General features: G+C 71.7%; 16 protein-coding genes. 7 read left to right on the top strand and 9 right to left on the bottom strand.

Annotation, left to right across the window (positions count from 1 at the left end):
* The first annotated feature begins 118 nt into the window (after nt 1-118).
* Together ACFVWW_RS07185 and ACFVWW_RS07180 are read left to right on the top strand one after the other, a co-directional pair.
* Nucleotides 119-1579, top strand: a complete 1461-nt coding sequence (locus ACFVWW_RS07185; protein ID WP_384329407.1) for an amino acid permease — start codon at nt 119-121, stop codon at nt 1577-1579.
* A 110-nt stretch (nt 1580-1689) separates the two neighbouring features.
* Nucleotides 1690-3243 carry a glycosyltransferase family 39 protein gene (locus ACFVWW_RS07180; RefSeq protein WP_386876392.1) on the top strand — a complete coding sequence of 518 codons (1554 nt, stop codon included), beginning with the start codon at nt 1690-1692 and terminating at the stop codon, nt 3241-3243.
* Here the strand turns inward: ACFVWW_RS07180 and ACFVWW_RS07175 are convergent.
* The gene (locus ACFVWW_RS07175) at nt 3219-3692 is read right to left on the bottom strand and encodes an NTP pyrophosphohydrolase (RefSeq protein WP_384329402.1); all 474 of its coding nucleotides are present in this window, start codon (nt 3690-3692) and stop codon (nt 3219-3221) included. The two genes, ACFVWW_RS07180 and ACFVWW_RS07175, sit on opposite strands and share 25 nt — an antisense overlap.
* Before the next feature lie 36 nt (nt 3693-3728).
* Here ACFVWW_RS07175 and ACFVWW_RS07170 point away from each other — a divergent pair, with 36 nt between their 5' ends.
* On the top strand, nt 3729-4892 hold the full coding sequence (locus tag ACFVWW_RS07170) for a hypothetical protein (RefSeq protein ID WP_386876390.1): 1164 nt from the start codon (nt 3729-3731) through the stop codon (nt 4890-4892).
* 62 nt (nt 4893-4954) lie between these two features.
* Here ACFVWW_RS07170 and ACFVWW_RS07165 read toward each other — a convergent pair whose 3' ends face one another.
* The 5 genes from ACFVWW_RS07165 to ACFVWW_RS07145 all read right to left on the bottom strand — a co-directional run bounded on the left by ACFVWW_RS07165 (nt 4955) and on the right by ACFVWW_RS07145 (nt 11918).
* Nucleotides 4955-7081 carry a 3-hydroxyacyl-CoA dehydrogenase NAD-binding domain-containing protein gene (locus tag ACFVWW_RS07165; RefSeq protein WP_386876388.1) on the bottom strand — a complete coding sequence of 709 codons (2127 nt, stop codon included), beginning with the start codon at nt 7079-7081 and terminating at the stop codon, nt 4955-4957.
* The gene (locus tag ACFVWW_RS07160) at nt 7078-8298 is read right to left on the bottom strand and encodes a thiolase family protein (RefSeq protein WP_384193937.1); all 1221 of its coding nucleotides are present in this window, start codon (nt 8296-8298) and stop codon (nt 7078-7080) included. Before ACFVWW_RS07160 ends, ACFVWW_RS07165 begins: the two co-directional genes overlap by 4 nt.
* 632 nt (nt 8299-8930) lie before the next feature.
* Nucleotides 8931-10199, bottom strand: coding sequence for a ribonuclease D (locus ACFVWW_RS07155; protein ID WP_384189024.1), 1269 nt, complete (start codon nt 10197-10199; stop codon nt 8931-8933).
* A 77-nt stretch (nt 10200-10276) separates the two neighbouring features.
* The gene (locus ACFVWW_RS07150) at nt 10277-10936 is read right to left on the bottom strand and encodes a LuxR C-terminal-related transcriptional regulator (protein ID WP_384189022.1); all 660 of its coding nucleotides are present in this window, start codon (nt 10934-10936) and stop codon (nt 10277-10279) included.
* Between the two features lie 298 nt (nt 10937-11234).
* A complete protein-coding gene (locus ACFVWW_RS07145; RefSeq protein ID WP_384189020.1) occupies nt 11235-11918 on the bottom strand; it encodes a DUF3000 domain-containing protein in 684 nt (227 codons plus the stop codon).
* A gap of 148 nt (nt 11919-12066) precedes the next feature.
* Here ACFVWW_RS07145 and hemE point away from each other — a divergent pair, with 148 nt between their 5' ends.
* The gene (gene hemE, locus ACFVWW_RS07140; protein ID WP_384189029.1) at nt 12067-13074 is read left to right on the top strand and encodes a uroporphyrinogen decarboxylase; all 1008 of its coding nucleotides are present in this window, start codon (nt 12067-12069) and stop codon (nt 13072-13074) included.
* Between the two features lie 19 nt (nt 13075-13093).
* On the opposite strand, the gene ACFVWW_RS07135 is transcribed toward hemE, so the two are convergent.
* Together ACFVWW_RS07135 and ACFVWW_RS07130 are read right to left on the bottom strand one after the other, a co-directional pair.
* Nucleotides 13094-14473: an FAD-dependent oxidoreductase gene (locus tag ACFVWW_RS07135; protein WP_384189018.1), complete on the bottom strand. Its 1380-nt coding sequence runs from the start codon at nt 14471-14473 to the stop codon at nt 13094-13096.
* A gap of 55 nt (nt 14474-14528) precedes the next feature.
* Nucleotides 14529-15518, bottom strand: coding sequence for a DUF4349 domain-containing protein (locus ACFVWW_RS07130; protein ID WP_386876385.1), 990 nt, complete (start codon nt 15516-15518; stop codon nt 14529-14531).
* A 137-nt stretch (nt 15519-15655) separates the two neighbouring features.
* Between ACFVWW_RS07130 and hemG the strand changes: the two genes are divergently transcribed.
* The 3 genes from hemG (at nt 15656) to ACFVWW_RS07115 (ending at nt 18690) form a co-directional block, all read left to right on the top strand.
* Nucleotides 15656-17131, top strand: coding sequence for a protoporphyrinogen oxidase (hemG, locus tag ACFVWW_RS07125; RefSeq protein ID WP_386876383.1), 1476 nt, complete (start codon nt 15656-15658; stop codon nt 17129-17131).
* Between the two features lie 4 nt (nt 17132-17135).
* On the top strand, nt 17136-17852 hold the full coding sequence (hemQ, locus tag ACFVWW_RS07120) for a hydrogen peroxide-dependent heme synthase (protein WP_384189012.1): 717 nt from the start codon (nt 17136-17138) through the stop codon (nt 17850-17852).
* Nucleotides 17853-18123: 271 nt separating this feature from the next.
* Complete coding sequence (locus ACFVWW_RS07115; protein WP_386876380.1) at nt 18124-18690, top strand: snapalysin family zinc-dependent metalloprotease; 567 nt, start codon at nt 18124-18126, stop codon at nt 18688-18690.
* A 131-nt stretch (nt 18691-18821) separates the two neighbouring features.
* On the opposite strand, the gene ACFVWW_RS07110 is transcribed toward ACFVWW_RS07115, so the two are convergent.
* Nucleotides 18822-20471 (bottom strand): alpha/beta hydrolase, encoded by a 1650-nt coding sequence (locus tag ACFVWW_RS07110; protein ID WP_384329381.1) that lies wholly within the window; start codon nt 20469-20471, stop codon nt 18822-18824.
* Nucleotides 20472-20585 lie beyond the last annotated feature (114 nt).

The following is a 20585-nucleotide window of genomic DNA, read 5'->3' as shown; positions in this document are numbered from 1 at the left end:
GAAAAACGCCGTTGCCAGGTATCCGGGGGCCGCAACCTCTCGATCATGGCCGCAACGACGCGCACACGGAGGTACGCCGGTGAGTACGCAGCAGGATCCGGGACGAGCCAGAAACGGAATGTTCCGGACAAAAAACGTAGAACAGTCGATCCGTGACACCGAAGAGCCCGAGTACGCGCTCAAGAAGACTCTCTCCGCGCTCGATCTGATGGTCTTCGGCATCGGTGTGATCATCGGGACGGGCATCTTCGTCCTCACCGGAGTCGTCGCCAAGCAGGCGGCCGGCCCCGCCACCGCGCTCGCCTTCGTCGTCTCCGGCATCGTCTGCGCTCTGGCCGCCCTCTGCTACGCCGAGTTCGCCTCGACGGTGCCGGTCGCCGGATCCGCGTACACCTTCTCGTACGCCTCCCTCGGCGAGCTGCCCGCCTGGATCATCGGCTGGGACCTCGTCCTGGAACTCGCGCTGGGCTCCGCGGTGGTCGCGGTCGGCTGGTCCGGCTATGTGCGCTCCCTGCTGGGCAACGCGGGGGCGAGCCTGCCCGACTTCCTGTCCGGCACACAGAACGGGAAGTTCGGCTTCGACCTGCTCGCCTTCCTCCTCGTGCTCGTGCTGGCCGGCATCCTCATCGCCGGGGTGAAGCTGTCCTCGCGGATCACCGGCATCATCGTCGCCATCAAGGTCACCGTCGTCCTCATCGTGATCATCGTCGGCGCGTTCTTCATCACCAGCTCCAACTACAAGCCGTTCATCCCGCCGTCCGAGCCCAGGCCCAGCGGCAGCGGACTGACCGCGCCGATCATCCAGCTGATGTTCGGCTTCACCCCCAGCAACTTCGGCGTCATGGGCATCTTCACCGCTGCGGCCGTCGTCTTCTTCGCCTTCATCGGCTTCGACATCGTCGCGACCGCCGCCGAGGAGACCGTCAACCCGCAGCGTGACGTACCGCGCGGCATCCTCGGCTCCCTCTTCATCTGCACCGTGCTGTACGTCGCCGTCTCGATCGTCGTCACCGGCATGCAGAAGTACACCCAGCTCTCGGTCGACGCCCCGCTCGCCGACGCCTTCAAATCGGTCGGCCACCCCTTCTGGGCCGGGCTGATCAGCTTCGGCGCGGCGGTCGGACTCACCTCGGTCTGCATGATCCTGCTGCTCGGTCAGACCCGGGTGTTCTTCGCGATGAGCCGCGACGGACTGCTGCCGAGGACCTTCTCCCATGTCCACCCGACGTTCGGCACGCCGTACCGCTCCACCATCCTCCTCGGGGTGATCGTGGCGATCGTCGCGGGCTTCACCTCCATCGAGGAACTCGCCGAACTCGTCAACATCGGTACGCTGTTCGCCTTCATCGTGGTCGCGCTCGGCGTCATCATCCTGCGCAGGCAGCGCCCCGACCTGCCGCGCTCGTTCCGCACCCCGCTGATGCCCTACCTGCCGATCGCCTCGGTGCTCGCCTCCCTGTGGCTGATGCTCAATCTGCCCGCCGAGACCTGGCTCCGCTTCGCCGCCTGGATGGTCATCGGCGCCGTCGTGTACTTCGCGTACGGACGCCGGCACAGCCGGCTCGGCCTGTCCCGCTGACGGCGCACCGTGGCGCGCGCCGGGCGGCCGCCCCGGCCGCGTTGTCGTCAGTCGCCCACGCTCCGCATGTCCTGCCCCGGCACCGACCGTGAGGCCGGATACTGTGCGGCATGCTCGCCGAGCCGCCGTCCGCCCTTGGGTACGTCTCCTCCCCGCGCCGCACCGTACGGCCCCAGGTCCCGCGGACCGGCCGCGGCGCCGGCTACTGGCGCCGCCTGCTTCCCGCCCTCGCGCTGCTGACCGCCGTCACCCGCCTGCCCTCCTTCCTCCACCCCCTGTGGAGCCCCGACGAGGGCTATCTCGCCGTCCAGGCACGGATACTGGCCGACGGGGGAGCGCTGTACGACACGGTCGTCGACCGGAAGCCGCCCCTGCTCCCCTGGCTGTACGAAGCCGTCTTCGCGCTCTTCGGCGACGCGTCCCTGCACGCGGTCAAGGTGCTCGCGGTCCTCGCCCAGCTGCTCACCGCGGCCCTGCTCGCCGCCGTCGCACGCGACCGCTGGGGCGACCGCGCGGGCTGGACCGCCGGAGTCCTCTGCCCGCTGGTCTCCATCGGACTCAACCCCGAGGACACCCAGGCCGCCACCTTCGAGGTCTTCATACTGCCGTTCACGGTCGCGGCCATCTGGTGCGCGGGCCGGGGCCGCTGGGGCGCCGCCGGTCTCGCGGTCGCCGGGGCGCTGCTGACGAAACAGACGGGCGGCGCGGTCCTCCTCCCCGTCCTGTGGCTGCTGTGGCACGCCCCGGCCCGCCGGGCCGGCCTGGCACGTCTGACCGCCGGGCTGGTACTGCCCGTGCTCGCCGCGGCCCTGCTCACCGTCCCGTCGGGCTTTCTCTTCTGGACGGTGACCGGCTCCGGGGCGTACGCCACCTTCACCGGCTCCGAACTCCATGTGGTGTCCCGGGGCGTGGCGAACACCGCCCTGCTCTGTCTCGCGTGCGCCGGCCTGTTCCCGCCGGTCGTCCGCGCTCTGCGCACGGGCGGCCTGCGTACGGGAAGTCTGCCCACGGGCAGTCTGCGCGCAGGCGGAAAGCGGGCCCCGAGACCGGGCGCCGCCGACCTCTGGCTCTGGCTCGCCGCCTCGTGCTTCGCCGTCCTGCTCGGCTTCCACTTCTTCGGCCACTACTTCCTGCAACTGGTCCCGCCGGTCGTCCTGATGGCGACCGCGGCCCTGCGGCTGCTGCCCCACGACCGGCTGGCCCCTGCGCTGCTGACCTCGGCCTGCGTCTGCGCCCTGTTCCTCGCCTGGGGCATCCTGGCGCCCCGCCCGGAGCTGGGCCATGTCCAGCGCCTCGCCGACGCCGTACGGGCCCGTACGGCCCCCACCGAGCGGGTCCTCGTGTGGGGGATGCACCCGGAGACGTACTGGCTCGCCGACCGCGCCCCGGCCAGCCGCTATCTGACGGCGGGTCTGCTCACCAACTACAGCGGCGGCCGCGCGGGCCCCGAGGTCGGGGAGAAGTACGCCGTGGCGGGCGCGTGGCCGGTCCTCGTCTCCGAGCTGCGGTCCCGTCCGCCGGCCCTGATCGTCGACGACTCGCGCGGCAAGCCCTACGCCCCCGACCGGCTGCCCACCCTGCGCGGGCTGCTGGCCCGGCACTACGAGCCGCTGACGCAGACGGTCGACGGCGCGGTGCTCTACGTACGCTCGTCCGGCGGCTGACGTACGGTCCTGGGCCCGACACAGTCCGCGCCGTGCGCGGCCACCCGCCGGCGCAGCTCCCGGTCCGCCGTGACGACGGCGCAGCCGAGGCCGTCCGCCGCCGCCCGCTCGGCCAGTTCCACGATCAGGTCGTCCCCGCTGCCGGGCGCCCGCTCCACCCGTACCCCCGGTACGGGCTCCACGCCCCGGGCGGCGCCCTCGACCACGAGCACGACCTCGACGGGCCCCGGATGCCCCGGCACCCCCCGGCCGGCGAACGGCACCAGGGTGTCGCGCAGCCGTTCGGTGGCCCCGCGCCGGTCGCGCCACCATCCGTCAGGAACGGAACCGACCACATTGGCCGCGTCGACGATCAGCAGAGTCCGCACCTCGGCAGCGTGCCACAGCGGCGCCCCACGGTGCGCGCCCCAGCTCGGGCCGCGTCGTCTACCGGCGAGTACTATCGTCATCTGAGTTTCCTGCGCTCGGGAAGGTGGCGGTGGGTCATGACACCGCGGTCCGGACGGACGTCGAAGCGGCCGGGTGACAGCGCGGGCGACGCGCCGGACGAGCCCCGTGACCGCCGTACGCCCCTCGCCGTCACCCGGGACGAGGCGCTGCCCGCGACCACCGGCTGGCTGCTGCGGGGCAAGGACGGCAGGCTCACCGCGTACGCCCCGACCGCCGACGGCGTGCTCCGCTGGACGGAGACCCGGGTCGGCGGCCCCGACTGGTCGGGGCCCGACCTGCTGGCCGCCGGCGGACTGCTGCCGTATCTGTCCGTCGCGCGGAGCGCCGGGGGCTTCGTCCATCTGCTGGGTGTACGGAAGCGCCCGCGCGCCGACGGTCCCGACGACACCGATCTCCTGCACGCCGTCCAGTTCCAGACGGGCCGTCCGCTGCGCGACTGGCAGTCGCTGGGCAATCCGCACGGCAAGGACCGTGAGAAGGCGGCGGCGATCGGCCTGCCGTCCGCGGTCGTGGACACCACAGGATCGGTGCATCTCTTCCTGCGCAACGCCAACGGCGGCCTCTCGGCCAAGAACCAGTCACCCACCGGCCGCTGGCAGTCCTGGGGCGGGGCCGACGCCGAAGGGACGGCGCTGACCGGTGAGACGGCGGCCGCCATGACCGACCACGGGCTGATCGACGTCCTCGTCCCGGCGCGGGACACCGTCGTGCACTGGCGCAGGGAGAAGCCCGAAGCGCCGCTGGAGCGCGCCGAGGACGAGCCGGGGGCCAGGGTCGCGCCCGGCACGATCACCGCGGAGCGGACCGGCGGCGGGCGGCTCACCCACTTCTGGCGCGACGCCGGGGACTTCACCGTCCGCGCCTGGCGGCCGGGCTCCGAACCCGCCGCCCTGGGCGGCCGCGGCACCGGCCCGCTCGCCCTGCTGCGTACTCCGGTCGACGGCCACGACTGCACGATCCTGGCCCAGCGCTCCACCGACGGCCGTCCCCGCATCGCCGCCTACCCGACCGAGGACGAGGCGGCGGGCCTCAACTGGACCCCGAGCGGCGAACCCTGCGTGGGCGCACCGGCCCTGGCCCTGGACGGCCACGGCAGGGTGGTACTGGCCTGCGTCGACGCGGACGGCACCCTGTGCGTGGCCCGGCAGAAGGCGGAGCCGGGGCTCGCACTGGAGGCGTGGACGCGGATCCGGCCCTGAAACAGACCGGCCGGGCCGGTACGGAAGCAGGCTTCCGTACCGGCCCGGCCGGTGTCGACGCGCTACGCGGGGACGCTCGCCACGCCCGGCGCCAGGAACGGCTTGCCGTTCACCCGCTCCGAGACACCCTCACGGTCCAGGTACGGCGTGATGCCCCCCAGATGGAAGGGCCAGCCGGCGCCCGTGAGCAGACAGAGGTCGATGTCCTGGGCCTCGGCGACGACGCCCTCGTCCAGCATCAGGCCGATCTCCTGCGCCACCGCGTCCAGGACACGGTCGCGGGTCTGCTCCTCGGTCAGGACGACATCGCCCTGCTTCAGGAGCGCGGCGACCTCCGGGTCCAGCTCCGGCTGCCCGGAGTCGTACACATAGAAGCCGCGCTTGCCGGCCTTGACGACCGCCGCGAGATTCCCGGAGACCGTGAAGCGGTCGGGGAACGCGCGGTGCAGGGTCTCGGAGACGTGCAGACCGATCGCAGGGCCGACCAGCTCCAGCAGCACCAGCGGGGACATCGGCAGGCCGAGCGGCTCGACGGCCCGCTCGGCGACCGCGACCGGCGTGCCCTCGTCGATCACGTTCTGGATCTCGCCCATGAAGCGGGTCAGGATGCGGTTGACGACGAACGCCGGGGCGTCCTTCACCAGGACCGCGCTCTTGCGCAGCTTCTTCGCCACCCCGAACGCCGTGGCCAGCGACGCCTCGTCGGTCTGCTCGCCGCGCACGATCTCCAGCAGCGGGAGGATCGCGACCGGGTTGAAGAAGTGGAAGCCGACGACCCGCTCGGGGTTCTTCAGCTTCGACGCCATCTCGGACACCGACAGCGAGGAGGTGTTGGTGGCGAGGATCGCGTGTGCCGGGGCGACCGCCTCGACCTCTGCGAACACCTGCTGCTTGACGCCCATCTCCTCGAAGACGGCCTCGATGATGAAGTCCGCGTCCGCGAAGCCCTCGGCCTTGTCCAGCACACCGGAGACCAGGCCCTTGAGCCGGTTGGCCTTGTCCTGGTTGATACGGGACTTCAGCAGCAGCTTGTCGATCTCGCCGTGGACGTACGAGACGCCCTTGTCGACACGCTCCTGGTCGATGTCCGTGAGGACGACCGGGACCTCCAGGCGGCGCAGGAAGAGCAGCGCCAGCTGCGAGGCCATCAGACCGGCGCCGACGACGCCCACCTTCGTGACCGGGCGGGCCAGCGCCCTGTCGGGGGCGCCGGCCGGGCGCTTGGCACGCCGCTGCACCAGGTTGAAGGCGTAGATGCCGGACCGCAGCTCGCCGCCCATGATCAGGTCCGCGAGGGCCTGGTCCTCGGCGTCGAAGCCCGCCTGCAGATCGCCGTCCTTGGCGGCGGCGATGATGTCGAGCGCGCGGTACGCGGCCGGGGCCGCGCCGTGCACCTTGGAGTCGGCGATGAACCGGCCGCGCGCCACGGCCTGGTCCCAGGCCTCGCCGCGGTCGACCTCGGGGCGTAGGACCTGAAGCTCGCCCTTCAGCACGGACGCGGTCCAGATCAGCGACTGCTCCAGGAAGTCCGCGCCCTCGAAGATCGCGTCGGCGATGCCCAGCTCATATACCTGGGCGCCCTTGAGCTGCTTGTTCTGGTTGAGCGAGTTCTCGATGACGACCGAGACCGCGCGGTCCGCGCCGATCAGATTCGGCAGCAGCGTGCAGCCGCCCCAGCCCGGCACCAGACCGAGGAAGACCTCGGGCAGGGAGAAGGCGGGCAGCGCCGCGGACACCGTGCGGTACCGGCAGTGCAGACCGACCTCGACACCGCCGCCCATCGCCGCGCCGTTGTAGTACGCGAAGGTCGGCACGGCCAGCGCGGCGAGCCGCTTGAAGACCTCGTGGCCGCCCTTGCCGATGGCCAGCGCGTCCTCGTGGCGCTTCAGCAGCTCCACGCCCTTGAGGTCGGCGCCGACCGCGAAGATGAACGGCTTGCCCGTGACACCGACGCCCACGATCGTGCCCTCGGACGCCTCCTTCTCGACCTGGTCGAGGGCGGCGCTGAGATTCGCCAGCGACTGGGGACCGAAGGTGGTCGGCTTGGTGTGGTCCAGGCCGTTGTCCAGCGTGATCAGCGCGAAGCGCCCGGCGGCCGCCGGGAGATCGAGATGGCGCACGTGCGCCTGCGTCACGACCTCGTCGGGGAACAGCTCGGCCGCGCCCTTCAGGAGTTCAGCGGTACTCACTTGGTGCCTCCGTCGAAGTGCGGGTTCTCCCAGATGACCGACGCGCCCATGCCGAAGCCGACGCACATGGTGGTCAGGCCGTAGCGGACGTGCGGCTGCTCCTCGAACTGCCGCGCCAGCTGCGTCATCAGACGTACGCCGGAGGAGGCCAGCGGGTGGCCGTACGCGATGGCGCCGCCGTACTGGTTGACGCGGGCATCGTCGTCCGCGATGCCGTAGTGGTCGAGGAAGGCCAGCACCTGCACGGCGAACGCTTCGTTGATCTCGAACAGACCGATGTCGGAGATCGACAGGCCCGCCTTGGCGAGGGCCTTCTCGGTCGACGGGATCGGGCCGTAGCCCATCACCTCGGGCTCGACACCCGCGAAGGCGTACGAGACCAGCCGCATCTTGACCGGCAGGCCCAGCTCGCGCGCGAAGTCCTCGGCGGCGATCAGCGAGGCGGTGGCGCCGTCGTTGAGCCCCGCCGCGTTGCCCGCGGTGACCCGGCCGTGCGGACGGAACGGCGTCTTGAGACCCGCGAGCGACTCCAGCGTCGTCCCCGGGCGCATCGGCTCGTCGGCGGTGGCCAGCCCCCAGCCGGTCTCGCCCGCTTCCGGGCTCGTACGGCGGATGGAGATCGGCACCAGGTCCTGCTGGATCGTGCCGTTGGCGTACGCCTTGGCGGCCTTCTCCTGCGAGCGGACCGCGTACTCGTCGGCGCGGCGCTTCGTCAGCTGCGGGAAGCGGTCGTGCAGATTCTCGGCCGTCATCCCCATGAAGAGCGCGGAGTCGTCCACGAGCTTCTCGGACACGAAGCGCGGGTTCGGGTCGACGCCCTCGCCCATCGGGTGGCGGCCCATGTGCTCGACCCCGCCGGCGACGACGATGTCGTACGCGCCGAACGCGATGGAGCCCGCGGTGCTCGTCACGGCGGTCAGCGCGCCCGCGCACATGCGGTCGACGGAGTACCCGGGAACGGACTGCGGCAGCCCCGCGAGGATCCCCGCGGTACGGCCGAGGGTGAGGCCCTGGTCGCCGATCTGCGTGGTCGCGGCGATGGCGACCTCGTCGATACGGGCCGGGTCGAGCTCCGGGTTGCGCCGCAGCAGCTCCCGGATCGCCTTCACGACGAGATCGTCGGCACGGGTCTCGTGGTAGATGCCCTTCGGGCCCGCCTTGCCGAACGGGGTGCGGACGCCGTCGACGAAGACGACGTCCCTGACGGTACGAGGCACGATGGCTCTCCTCCAGGGTGCGAGGTGCGGGGCACGCCTGTCGGCGCGCTTCACCCCCATCATGCTACTAACCAGTAACCAACCCGCCCACCCCCCACCCTCTTTTTTTGGGGCTCGGTTCGCCTCCGGGCGCTTTATGCCCCTGTCGACGGTCGACCGTGCACCCCCCTCTTTTTGGGGCTCGGTTCGCCTCCGGGCGCTTTATGCCGCTGTCGACGGTCGATCGTGCTCGGTTCGCTCGTTCCTCACGAACCTGTGCGCGTTCTCCCTTTCGACAGCGGCGCGCCCTTCGGCTCACTCGCCGGCGGTCGTGGAGACGGGCGGTCGTCACACGGGAGGAGCGGCCTACGTCCCACGGGCGCGCGCGTGCCCACTTTCCCCAGGCGGGGCCGGGCGGGCTGGTGGGCCACCGGCGGGAGGGGGGTGGGGGCGCAGGAGGTGTGTGTCCGGACGTAAAGCGTGATTTGTCGGCGCACACAAGCCGCACCCGAGAAACGAGCCGCACGGCGCCGTAAATCATGCAGTCCGGACACACACCTCCGGAGCCCGCGACCCCCGCACCCCGACGAACGGCCCCGCACCCGAACCCCCCCGCCGGGACGGCGAACCGCGAACCGCGAACCGCGACCCCGCTACACCCGCAGCGCCCCCGTCAGCAGCGGCGCCACCTGTTCCACCTGCCACGCGCGCGCCCCGTGCCCCGCCAGCGCCTCCGCCACGTTCGAGACCGTCGGCTCCTGCGGCGGCTCCCAGCAGACGCGGCGGACCGTGTCCGGCGTGATCAGGTTCTCCTGCGGCATGTTCAGCCGCTCGGCGAGCCCCGAGACCGCCGAGCGCGCCGCCGAGAGCCTCGCCGCGGCCTCCGGGTCCTTGTCCGCCCAGGAGCGCGGCGGCGGCGGACCGGAGACCGGCTGGCCGGGCTGGGGCAGTTCCAGGTCGGGCAGCGACTTGGCCCGGTCGACCGCCGCCTGCCACTGCTCCAGCTGGCGCCGTCCCATCCGGTGGCCGAACCCGGGCAGCGCCGTGAGCGCGTGCACGTTGGCCGGCAGCGCGAGGGACGCCTCGACGATCGCGGTGTCGCTCAGCACCTTGCCGGGGGAGACGTCACGCCGCTGCGCGACCCGGTCGCGGGTGGTCCACAGCTCGCGTACGACGGCCATCTGACGGCGCCGGCGCACCTTGTGCATCCCCGACGTACGGCGCCAGGGATCCTTGCGCGGGGGCGGCGGCGGGGCCGAGGCGATGGCGTCGAACTCCTGGTGGGCCCAGTCCAGCTTGCCCTGGCGGTCCAGTTCCTTCTCCAGCGCGTCGCGGAGATCGACGAGCAGCTCGACATCGAGCGCGGCGTAGCGCAGCCACGGCTCGGGGAGCGGACGGGTCGACCAGTCGACCGCGGAGTGGCCCTTCTCCAGGGCGTAGCCGAGGACGTTCTCGACCATCGCCCCGAGGCCGACCCTGGGGAAGCCCGCCAGCCGGCCGGCCAGCTCCGTGTCGAACAGCCGGGTGGGCATCATGCCTATTTCGCGCAGGCACGGAAGATCCTGGGTGGCCGCGTGCAGGATCCACTCCGCGTCGGCGAGGACCTCGCCGAGGCCGGAGAGGTCGGGGCAGCCGACCGGGTCGATCAGCGCCGTCCCCGCGCCCTGGCGGCGCAGCTGGACGAGGTAGGCGCGCTGGCCGTACCGGTAGCCGGACGCCCGCTCGGCGTCGACGGCCACCGGTCCGGTGCCCGCGGCGAAGGCGGCGATCACTTCGGCGAGCGCCTCATCGGTGGCGACCACCGGCGGAATGCCCTCGCGGGGCTCCAGCAAGGGGATCGGCGCCGATTCGACGTCGTCCGGGGGAGCGCCCCCGGTGGTTCGCAGTGCTGGCTCTGCTGCGGTCTCTTGGGCGTCGGTCACCTGTCAAGGGTATCTGTGAACGGAAGGCGCCCGTCGACGGAACGTTCCGTCGACGGGCGGTGAGGGATGAGAAGTGGTCAGTGGATGATGCCGGTGCGGAGGGCCACGGCGACCATCCCCGCCCGGTCGCCCGTGCCGAGCTTGCGCGCGATCCGGGCGAGGTGGCTCTTGACGGTGAGTGCGGACAGGCCCATCGAGACGCCGATGGCCTTGTTGGACTGTCCTTCGGCGACCAGCCGGAGCACCTCGACCTCACGGCCGGAGAGCTCGCGGTAGCCACCCGGGTGGTTCGGGGCACCCGGGGGGCGGCGGTGCATCCGCGGTCCCGCGCCGATGGGGGCGGCGCCGGGGCGGGTGGGGTGGCCGATATTCGTCCGTGTACCGGTCACGACATAGCCCTTGACGCCGCCCGCGAGTGCGTTGCGGACGGCACCGATGTCGTCGGCGGCGGAGAGGGCGAGGCCGTTGGGCCAGCCCGCGGCTCGGGTTTCGGACAGCAGGGTCAGCCCGGAACCGTCGGGCAGGTGGACGTCGGCAACGCAGATGTCGCGCGGGTTGCTGACGCGGGGGCGGGCCTCCGCGATGGACGACGCCTCGATGACGTCACGTACTCCAAGGGCCCACAGGTGGCGGGTGACGGTGGAGCGGACGCGTGGGTCGGCCACGACGACCATGGCCGTCGGCTTGTTCGGGCGGTAGGCGACCAGGCTTGCGGGCTGCTCGAGGAGAACGGACACCAGGCCTCCTGGGGAAGGTGCGGGACAGCACCGGCTCAAGGGGGATGAAGCCGGGGCGAACCGTGCTTGAAGGGTCATAGACCTCTTCGGCAGTAAACGCGTCCGCCTTTAGAGAAAGATCACGATTTGGTGAGTAACAATTCGGGCAATTCGGATGCGTGATCGATCATCGTGGGGCGCGGCGGCACCCCGGGAGGTCCAGGTGGCGTGCGGTGTCATGGCCGTGAAGGGGCGTCAGGGCGCCCAGGGCCAGGAGTGCGGGAATGCCGGACCGGCTACGGGCCCGGATGTGGCAGGTTCAGGACACCTGAGGACCGCGCCGCTGCGGCAGCGACACCACGCCCGCGCCGGTGCCCGCGTCCGCGGGACCGTGGACGGGGCCGGCCGGCGGCAGCCCCGCGACCTGGCACAGCAGATCGCACCAGGCCGCCAGATGTGCCGCCGAGTCGGGCACCCCGCCCCGGCCCTCGCGCGGCGTCCAGGACGCCCGGATCTCGATCTGCGTCGCTGGCCGGCGCTCGGCGAGACCGCCGAAGTAGTGCGAGCCCGCGCGCGTGACGGTGCCGCTGGCCTCTCCGTACGACAGTCCGCGCGCCTCCAGCGCGCCCGTCAGCCAGGACCAGCACACCTCGGGCAGCAGCGGATCGGCGGCCATCTCCGGCTCCAGCTCCGCGCGTACGAGCGTCACCAGCCGGAAAGTCCCCTGCCAGGCGTCGTGCCCGGCCGGATCGTGCAGCAGGACGAGCCGGCCGTCCGCCAGATCGTCGTCGCCGTCGACGACCGCGGCCTCCAGGGCGTACGCGTGCGGTGCGAGCCGCTTCGGCGGCGGCGTCGGGTCGATCTCGATCTCGGAACGCAGTCGCGCCGCCCGCAGTGCTTCGACCGCCAGCCGGAACGCGGACGGGACGGAGTCCCCCTCCGCGCCGTCCGTTCCCTCGGTGCCGTTGGAATGATCGGAAAACTGTCCCTGAGCCGCAGCCATGCGGGGAAGAGTAGGCGGAACCCGCGCCTCGCGCAGGGAGGGACACCCGGGCCGGGGCCGCCGCTTCCCCGTACATGCGAAGATTCTGGGCGTGAGCGCCATTGACCGCCCCTCGGGCCACCAGACGAAGACGTACGAATCGGCCTTTATGAAGGCGTGCCGCCGTGAACCGGTGCCGCACACCCCGGTCTGGTTCATGCGGCAGGCGGGGCGCTCGCTGCCGGAGTATCTGAAGGTGCGCGAGGGGATTCCGATGCTGGAGTCCTGCATGCGGCCCGAGCTGGTCACGGAGATCACGCTCCAGCCGGTACGGCGCCACAAGGTCGACGCCGCGATCTACTTCAGCGACATCGTCGTCCCCCTCAAGGCCATCGGCCTCGACCTCGACATCAAGCCGGGCGTGGGTCCTGTCGTCGCCGACCCGATCCGCAGCCGGGCCGATCTCGCCCGGCTGCGCGACCTCACCCCGGACGACGTGTCGTACGTCACCGAGGCGATCGGCATGCTGACGGGCGAGCTCGGGTCCACCCCGCTCATCGGATTCGCCGGCGCGCCCTTCACCCTGGCGAGCTATCTCGTGGAGGGCGGCCCGTCCCGCAACCACGAACACACCAAAGCGATGATGTACGGCGACCCGGAGCTGTGGGCGGACCTGCTCGACCGGCTCGCCGACATCACCTCGGCCTTCCTGAAGGTCCAGATCGAGGCGGGCGCGAGCGCCGTCCAGCTCTTCGACTCCTGGGTCGGCGCCCTGGCCCCCGCCGACTACCGCCACTCCGTGCTGCCCGCCTCCGCGAAGGTCTTCGACGCGGTCGCCGCGTACGGCGTCCCGCGCATCCACTTCGGCGTCGGCACGGGCGAACTGCTCGGCGCGATGGGCGAGGCCGGCGCGGACGTCGTCGGCGTCGACTGGCGCGTGCCGCTCGACGAGGCCGCCCGCCGCGTCGGCCCCGGCAAGGCGCTGCAGGGCAATCTCGACCCGGCCGTCCTCTTCGCCCCGACCCGGGCGGTGGAGACCAAGACCCGCGAGGTGCTGGACGCGGCGGCGGGCCTGGAGGGCCACATCTTCAACCTGGGCCATGGAGTCCTGCCGAGCATGGACCCGGACGCCCTGAGCCGGCTCGTGGAGTACGTACACACCCGGACGGCCCGCTGAGGGCGACGGCGGCCGGGGGCTACACCCCCGCCTTCCGTACCGCGGCCGTCGCCTTGCGCGCGGCTACCAGCACCGGATCCCAGACCGGGGAGAACGGCGGGGCGTAGCCGAGGTCGAGGGTCGTCATCCGCTCCACCGTCATTCCGGCGGTGAGCGCGACCGCCGCGATGTCCACGCGCTTCGCGGCGCCCTCACGGCCGACGATCTGGGCGCCGAGCAGCCGGCCGGTGCGGCGCTCCGCGAGCATCTTGACCGTCATCAGGGCGGCGCCGGGGTAGTAGCCGGCGCTGTTGGTGGACTCGATGGTCGCGGTGACGAACTGGAGGCCCGCCCGGTGGGCGTCCTTCTCCCGCAGCCCCGTGCGGGCGATCTCCAGCTCGCAGACCTTGCTGACGGCCGTACCGACCACGCCGGGGAACGTGGCGTACCCGCCGCCCACGTTCGCGCCGATGATCTGGCCGTGCTTGTTGGCGTGGGTGCCGAGCGCGATATGGCGGGTGGTGCCCGAGACCAGGTCGAGGACCTCCACGCAGTCGCCGCCCGCCCAGATGTTCTCGTGGCCGCGCACCCGCATCGACAGATCGGTGAGCAGCCCTCCGTACGCCCCGAGAGGCAGACCGGCGGCCTCCGCGAGGGCCGTCTCCGGCTGGACGCCGATGCCGAGCACGACAACGTCCGCCGGATACTCGGCGTCCTCGGTGGCGACGGCCCGTACCCGGCCGTCCTCGCCGGTGAGGATCTTGGAGACCGCGGTGGAGCCGACGGTGGTGATGCCCATCCCGTCCATCGCCGCGTGGACCAGCCGGCCCATGTCGGGGTCGAGCGTGGACATCGGCTGCTCGTCGCGGTGGACGACGGTCACCTCGTAGCCGCGCTTCAGCAGCGCCTCGGCCATCTCCACCCCGATGTAGCCCGCGCCGACGACCACCGCGCGGCCGCCCTCCGTAGCGGCGAGGGTGTCCAGCAGCGCCTGGCCGTCGTCGAGGGTCTGCACGCCGTGCACGCCCGGCGCGTCTATCCCGGGCAGCGGGGGACGCACCGGACGCGCCCCCGTCGCGACGATCAGCTTGTCGAAGCCCGTCCAGCTCTCCGTACCGTCGGAGAGATCACGCGCGCGGACCCGCTGCCCGGCCACATCGAGCTCCGTGACCTCCGTGCGCACCCGCAGATCGATGGCGCGCTCGCGGTGCTCCTGAGGCGTACGGGCGATCAGTTCGTCGCGCCCCGGCACGTCGCCGCCGACCCAGTACGGAATGCCGCACGCGGAGTACGAGGTGAAGTGGCCGCGCTCGAAGGCGATGATCTCCAGCTCCTCCGGACCCTTCATCCTGCGGGCCTGCGATGCGGCGGACATGCCCGCCGCATCACCGCCGATGACCACCATGCGCTCCGCCGCCATTGCGCTCCCCTTCGGTCCGTGTCTGCGGGGGGAACGCTACGCGGGCGCGGTGGAATCAGTCCTGCTCGCGTGCCGTCTCGCCGGAGGGCGCCGGCTGCGCGGGGACCGTCACCGGGCCCCGGGCCGCCGCCGGCGCGGACCGCCGGGGCAGCCGGCCGCGCACCAGCCGCCACAGCAGATAGAGCAGGGCGAGCACGGCCGCGAACGGTGCCAGCGCCCCGATCACCACCGCGATCCACCGCAGGGTCGCGGTGAGCGCGTCCCAGCCGCCGCCCAGCGCGTCCAGGAAGCCCGGGTCGTCGTCCTCCTTCTCCTCCTTCACGACCGGGTTCTCGGAGAGATGAAGGGTGATGGTCGCCAGGGTGGTGCGGTCCTTGAGTGAGGCCTGCTGCGCGAGCAGTGACTCCAACGCCGCCTGACGGGTGCTCAACTCACCTTCCAGCGCCACCACATCGCTGAGTTTGGTGGCCCGGTCCATCAACTCCCTGATGCGGGCCACGCTCACCCGCTGCGAGGAGACCCTGCTGTTCACGTCCACGACCTGGTCGGTGACGTCCTTGGCGTCGGCCTTGCGCGCCAGCAGCGTGCCGGTGCCCGCCAGTTCCGCCAGGACGGCGTCGTACTCCTCCTGCGGGACGCGCAGCACGATGGTCGACTCCACATAGTCGTCCTCGGTCCGCTCGGTGGACTCGTTCTGGACGAGGCCACCGGACTTCCCGGCCGCGTCACGCGCCGTGGTGAGCGCCTTCTGCGTGTGTTTGACGCGCACGGTCAGTTCGGCCGTGCGGATCACATGGGTTCCCTGCGGCGCGGGGGTCTTCGCCGGCTGCCCCTTGCTGCCGGCCGGCGGCGCGGCCGCTTCATCGGCGACGGCATCACCGGCTCCGGCGTCACCGGCTGCGGCGTCACCGGCTCCGGCGGCGCCCTCCTGCCCGGCCTGGACCCCCTTCGCGGCGCTGTCCGAGGATGATCCGCCGTTGTCGGACGCGCCGCATCCGGCGAGAGCGAGTGAGACGGTGAGAAGTGCTGCCGCGAACGCGGGCATCGCGCGCATAATCGGCCCCCCTGGGACGGTTCATGACTGATGACCATTCGACGTGAAAGGCCGGTGGGCGGGTTTCCCCTTTCCGGTCCCGAAGCGGTCACGGTCGGGACTCGGTACGGGTTTGAGAGAGTGGGGGCATGGAGTCGAGCGCGCATCAGATGGACACACATACGGGCCATGTCGTCGTCATCGGCGGCGGCATCGCGGGCCTGGCGGCCGCACACCGCCTGGTGGGCGCCGGCATCAGGGTGACGCTGCTGGAGGCCACCGACCGGCTCGGCGGGAAGCTGCGCACGGGTGAGATCGAGGGCGCCCCCGTCGATCTCGGCGCGGAATCGATGCTCGCGCGCCGGCCCGAGGCCGTCGACCTCGCCCGCGCCGTCGGACTCGGGGAACGGATCCAGCCGCCCGCCACCGCCACCGCCTCGGTATGGACGCGCGGAAAGCTGCGGCCGATGCCCAAGGGCCATGTGATGGGCGTGCCGGGGAACCCCGCCGCCCTCGCGGGCCTGCTCTCCGACGAGGGGCTCGCCCGGATCGCCCGCGAGCACGAGCTGCCGGCCACCGAGGTCGGCGACGATGTCTCGGTCGGTGACTATGTCGCGGAGCGGCTCGGCCGCGAGGTCGTCGACCGGCTGGTGGAGCCGCTGCTCGGCGGGGTCTACGCGGGCGACGCGTACCGCATCTCCATGAGAGCGGCCGTGCCGCAGCTCTTCGAAGCGGTCAGGACCCATGACTCGCTGCTGGAAGGCGTCCGTGACATCCAGGCGAAGGCCGCCGCACGGCAGCTGACCGGTCCCGTCTTCGCGGGCATCGAAGGCGGCGTGGGCCGGCTGCCGGGCGCCGTCGCCGATGCCGTACGGGCCGGCGGCGGCGAGATCCGCATGGAGACGCCGGTCCTCGGCCTGACCCGCCCGCACGGCCCTCGGGGCACGGCGGACGCCCCCTCCGCCGACGGCTGGCGGATCCGCACCGGCCAGGGGGTCCTGGCGGCCGACGGCGTGGTCCTGGCGACGCCCGCCTGGTCCGCCTCGGCGCTGCTCTCCGACGAATCCCCGGCCGCCGCCGCCGAACTCGCCGAGATCGAGTACGCCTCGATGGCGCTGGTGACGATGGCCTTCCGGCGCACCGACCTCGACACGCTGCCCGACGGCAGCGGCTTTCTCGTGCCGCCCGTCGACGGCCTCACGATCAAGGCGTCCACCTTCTCCACCCGTAAATGGGCCTGGGTCGCCGACGCCGCGCCCGGTCTCTTCGTCCTGCGTACCTCGATCGGGCGATACGGCGAGGAGGAACACCTGCACCGCGAGGACGCCGAGCTGGTCGAGGTGTCGCTGCGCGACCTCGGCGAGGCGGCGGGGCTCGCCGCGAAGCCGGTGGCCACCGAAGTGACCCGGTGGATCGGCGGTCTGCCGCAGTATCCCGTCGGGCATCAGGCCCGGGTCGCGCGCGTCCGCGAGGCGGTCGGCAAGCTGCCGGGACTGCGGGTCTGCGGCGCGGCGTACGACGGCGTCGGCATCCCCGCCTGTGTCGCGAGCGCCCGGCGGGCCGCCGACGAGATCATCGCCACGTCCACCCCGGCGCGGGGCACCGGCCGCGGCGCGGGAGAATAGACGTATGACTGCTGCTCCAGAGAAGTCCCCGAACGCGGGCAAGAAGGCAAAGGACCTCAACGAGGTCATCCGCTACACGCTGTGGTCCGTCTTCAAGCTGCGCGATGTGCTGCCCGAGGACCGGACCGGCTACGCGGACGAGGTCCAGGAGCTGTTCGACCAGCTCGGCGCCAAGGACATCACCGTGCGCGGCACCTACGACGTGTCCGGGCTGCGCGCCGACGCCGATGTCATGATCTGGTGGCACGCCGAGACCGCGGACGAGCTCCAGGACGCGTACAACCGCTTCCGCCGCACCCGGCTCGGACGGGCGCTGGAGCCGGTCTGGTCGAACATGGCGCTGCACCGCCCCGCCGAGTTCAACAAGTCGCACGTGCCGGCCTTCCTGGCCGACGAGACGCCCCGTAACTACGTGAGCGTCTACCCCTTCGTGCGGTCGTACGACTGGTACCTGCTGCCCGACGAGGACCGCCGCAGGATGCTCGCGGACCACGGCAAGATGGCCCGCGGCTACCCGGACGTGCGCGCCAACACCGTCGCGTCGTTCTCGCTCGGCGACTACGAATGGGTGCTGGCCTTCGAGGCCGACGAGCTGTACCGCATCGTCGACCTGATGCGTCATCTGCGTGCCTCGGAGGCCCGGATGCATGTCCGTGAAGAGGTCCCGTTCTTCACGGGCCGCCGCAAGTCGGTCGCGGACCTCGTGGCCGGGCTGGCGTAACACCTGACTTGGTGGCCGGGTCCTGGCATGTGCCGGCCCGGCCGCCCCACCCGGAAGATCAGACGATCGGCGGCGGCTTCCGGCCGCTCGGCCGCTCGTCCAGCGACACCGGGTTCGGCTCCGGGTTCCCAACCGGGGCCAGGCAGACGGTAGGCCCGGCGGTGTCCGCCGGGCCTACCGGCGATTACGGATTGGTGTCGGTCCTCGCTGGGCAGTGAGCAGGGGAGATTCTGTCATGTGCACGACTATCTCTCCTGTAAGGAGGTCGACCATGTACGTCCGTAAGTTGACCAGCGGGCTCGCTGCCGCCCTGGCCGTGACCTTTTCTCTGATGAGTGGCCAGGCCGTGGCTACTCCTTCCGCGGACGCGGACAGAGCCTTGGCCGCTCGTGTAGTCACCTACGACGCCAGCGGTTCCGCGGAGTTCAGGTCCGCCGTCGACCGGGGCGCGGCGATCTGGAACGAGAGCGTCGACGCCGTCGAACTGCGACCGGCCGCCGCCGGGCAACGCGCCAACATCCGGGTCCTGGCGGACGACGGCTGGCCCCGCGCCATCACCACCTCCCTGGGCAACGGAACCGTCTACATCGGACGGCAGGCGGTGAACGAGGGCCACAACACGATCCGCATCTCATCCCACGAACTGGGCCACATCCTGGGCCTGCCGGACCGCAAGCCCGGGCCCTGTACGAGCCTGATGTCCGGTTCCAGCGCGGGAACCACGTGCACGAACGCCTACCCGAACACGGCCGAGAAGGCCGAGGTCGAGGGGAACTTCGGTCTTGCGTTCGCGCGGCCGGGCGGAGCAGTGCCACTCAACGTCATGATCGTGGACTGACACGCGGCGCGAGCCCAAGCAGTGGCGTGCGCCCCGGAGCGCAGATCGCGTTCCGGGGCGTACCCGGCTCTGATCGAGGCCGGACGCGGTGGTGCGGACAGCTGATGCGAACGCCCAGTGCTCCCCGGCGCTCAGAAATGAGGAACTGGCTTGAGTCTTCTTTGCAGGTCAAGGCGTTTGTCCGCCGGTTCCTTCGACACCGGGTCCGGCTCCGGATGCGGCGCGCACTCCGCGCGCCGCACCGGTGCCTTTCCGTGCAGCAGGTACTCCTCCACGTAGGAGTGGACACAGGCGTTGCCGCCGCCCGCGATCCCGTGCGTACCGGCTTTCCGCTCGGTCACCAGGACGGAACCGGCCAGCCGCCGCTGGAGTTCGAGCGCCCCCTTGTACGGCGTCGCGGCATCACGCTCCGCGGCCAGGATCAGCGTCGGGGGCAACTCGCCCGGGCCGGTGCGGACATCGGCCGGCTTCTGCCGGGGCGCGGGCCAGTAGGCGCACGGCAGATTCATCCAGGCGTTGTCCCAGGTCTCGAACGGCGCGCGCCGCGCGAGCGCGGTGTTGTCGCGGTCCCACACCCTCCAGTCCGTCGGCCAGGACCCGTCGTTGCACTCGACCGCGGTGTAGACGGCGTTGCCGTTCTCGCTCTCGGCGGCGGCCTCCGGCCTCGGCGCGGCCTGTGCGATCAGCGGCTTGGGGTTGCCCTTGAGGTACTCGGCGAGAGCTGTGGCACGCATCGGCCAGTAGTCGTCGTAGTAGCCGGCCCCGAGCATCGCCGCCTGAAGCTGACCTGGTCCGACCGTCCCGCCGGCCGGCTGCTGCGCGACCCCGGCGCGCACCCGCTCGTAGCTCTTACGCACCGCCTCGGCGGTCGAGCCCAGGTGGTACGTCGTGTGGTGCTTGGCGATCCAGGTACGGAAGTCCGCCCAGCGCGCCTCGAACGCGAGGGACTGGTCGAGGTTGTTGCGGTACCAGATCCGCGCGGGGTCCGGGTCGACCGCGGAGTCGAAGACCATTCTGCGTACGTGCGAGGGGAAGAGCGTCGCGTAGAGCGCCCCGAAGTACGTCCCGTACGAGGCTCCCATGAAGGTCAGCTTCTGCTCGCCGAGGGCCGCGCGCAGCACATCCAGATCGCGGGCGTTGTTGAGCGAGTTGTAGTGGGCGAGCGCGGGGCCGGCGCTGTCGGCGCAGCCCCGCGCGTACGCCTTGGCCTGGGCGATCCGCTCCCGCTTGTACGACTCCGAGGGGTGTACCGGGGACTGCGTCGGGGCCTTCGTGAAGTCGGCCGGGTCCTCGCAGGAGAGCGGGGCGGAGCGGCCCACCCCGCGGGGGGCGTAGCCGACGATGTCGTACGCCTCGGCGACGCGCTTCCACTCGGGTAGCTCGGCGGCCATCGGGAAGTACATGCCGGAGGCGCCGGGGCCGCCGGGGTTGAAGACCAACGCGCCCTGCCGCTGGTCGGCTTCCCCGCTCGCCCGGACCCGGCTGACGGTGAGGCTGATCTTCCGGCCGTCGGACTCGGCGTAGTCCAGCGGGACCTGGACCGTGCCGCACTGGATGGGGGCGGGCAGCTGCTCGGTCCTGGGGCAGGGCCTGAAGGTGATGCCGGCGGCAGCGGCGTGCCGGGCGGCCCGGACGACGCCATGGAGCTCGGCGGTGGTGCCCGCACGGGTGGCGGCGGCAGCTGTGACGGTGTCCGCGCCGCTCGCGGGGGCGGTGACGAGGGCCGACAGGACCAGGGAGCCGAGGGTGGTCAGAGCCCCGTACTTCGCTACTGCTCTCATCGCGTTCCCTTCGTGCCTACGGATGGCGGGATCCACCGCAGAACTGAGGGTCAGCAGAGGGGAGTGGCTTGGCAAGGACGTGTCCACGGGTGTCGGGGTCAACGACCCCGATGC

It is taken from the genome of Streptomyces sp. NPDC058198 (assembly GCF_042882605.1).
In the GTDB taxonomy this organism is placed as follows: Bacteria; Actinomycetota; Actinomycetes; order Streptomycetales; family Streptomycetaceae; genus Streptomyces.
Note: the sequence above shows the minus strand (reverse complement) of the source record. Positions and strands in the feature narration are given on the sequence as shown.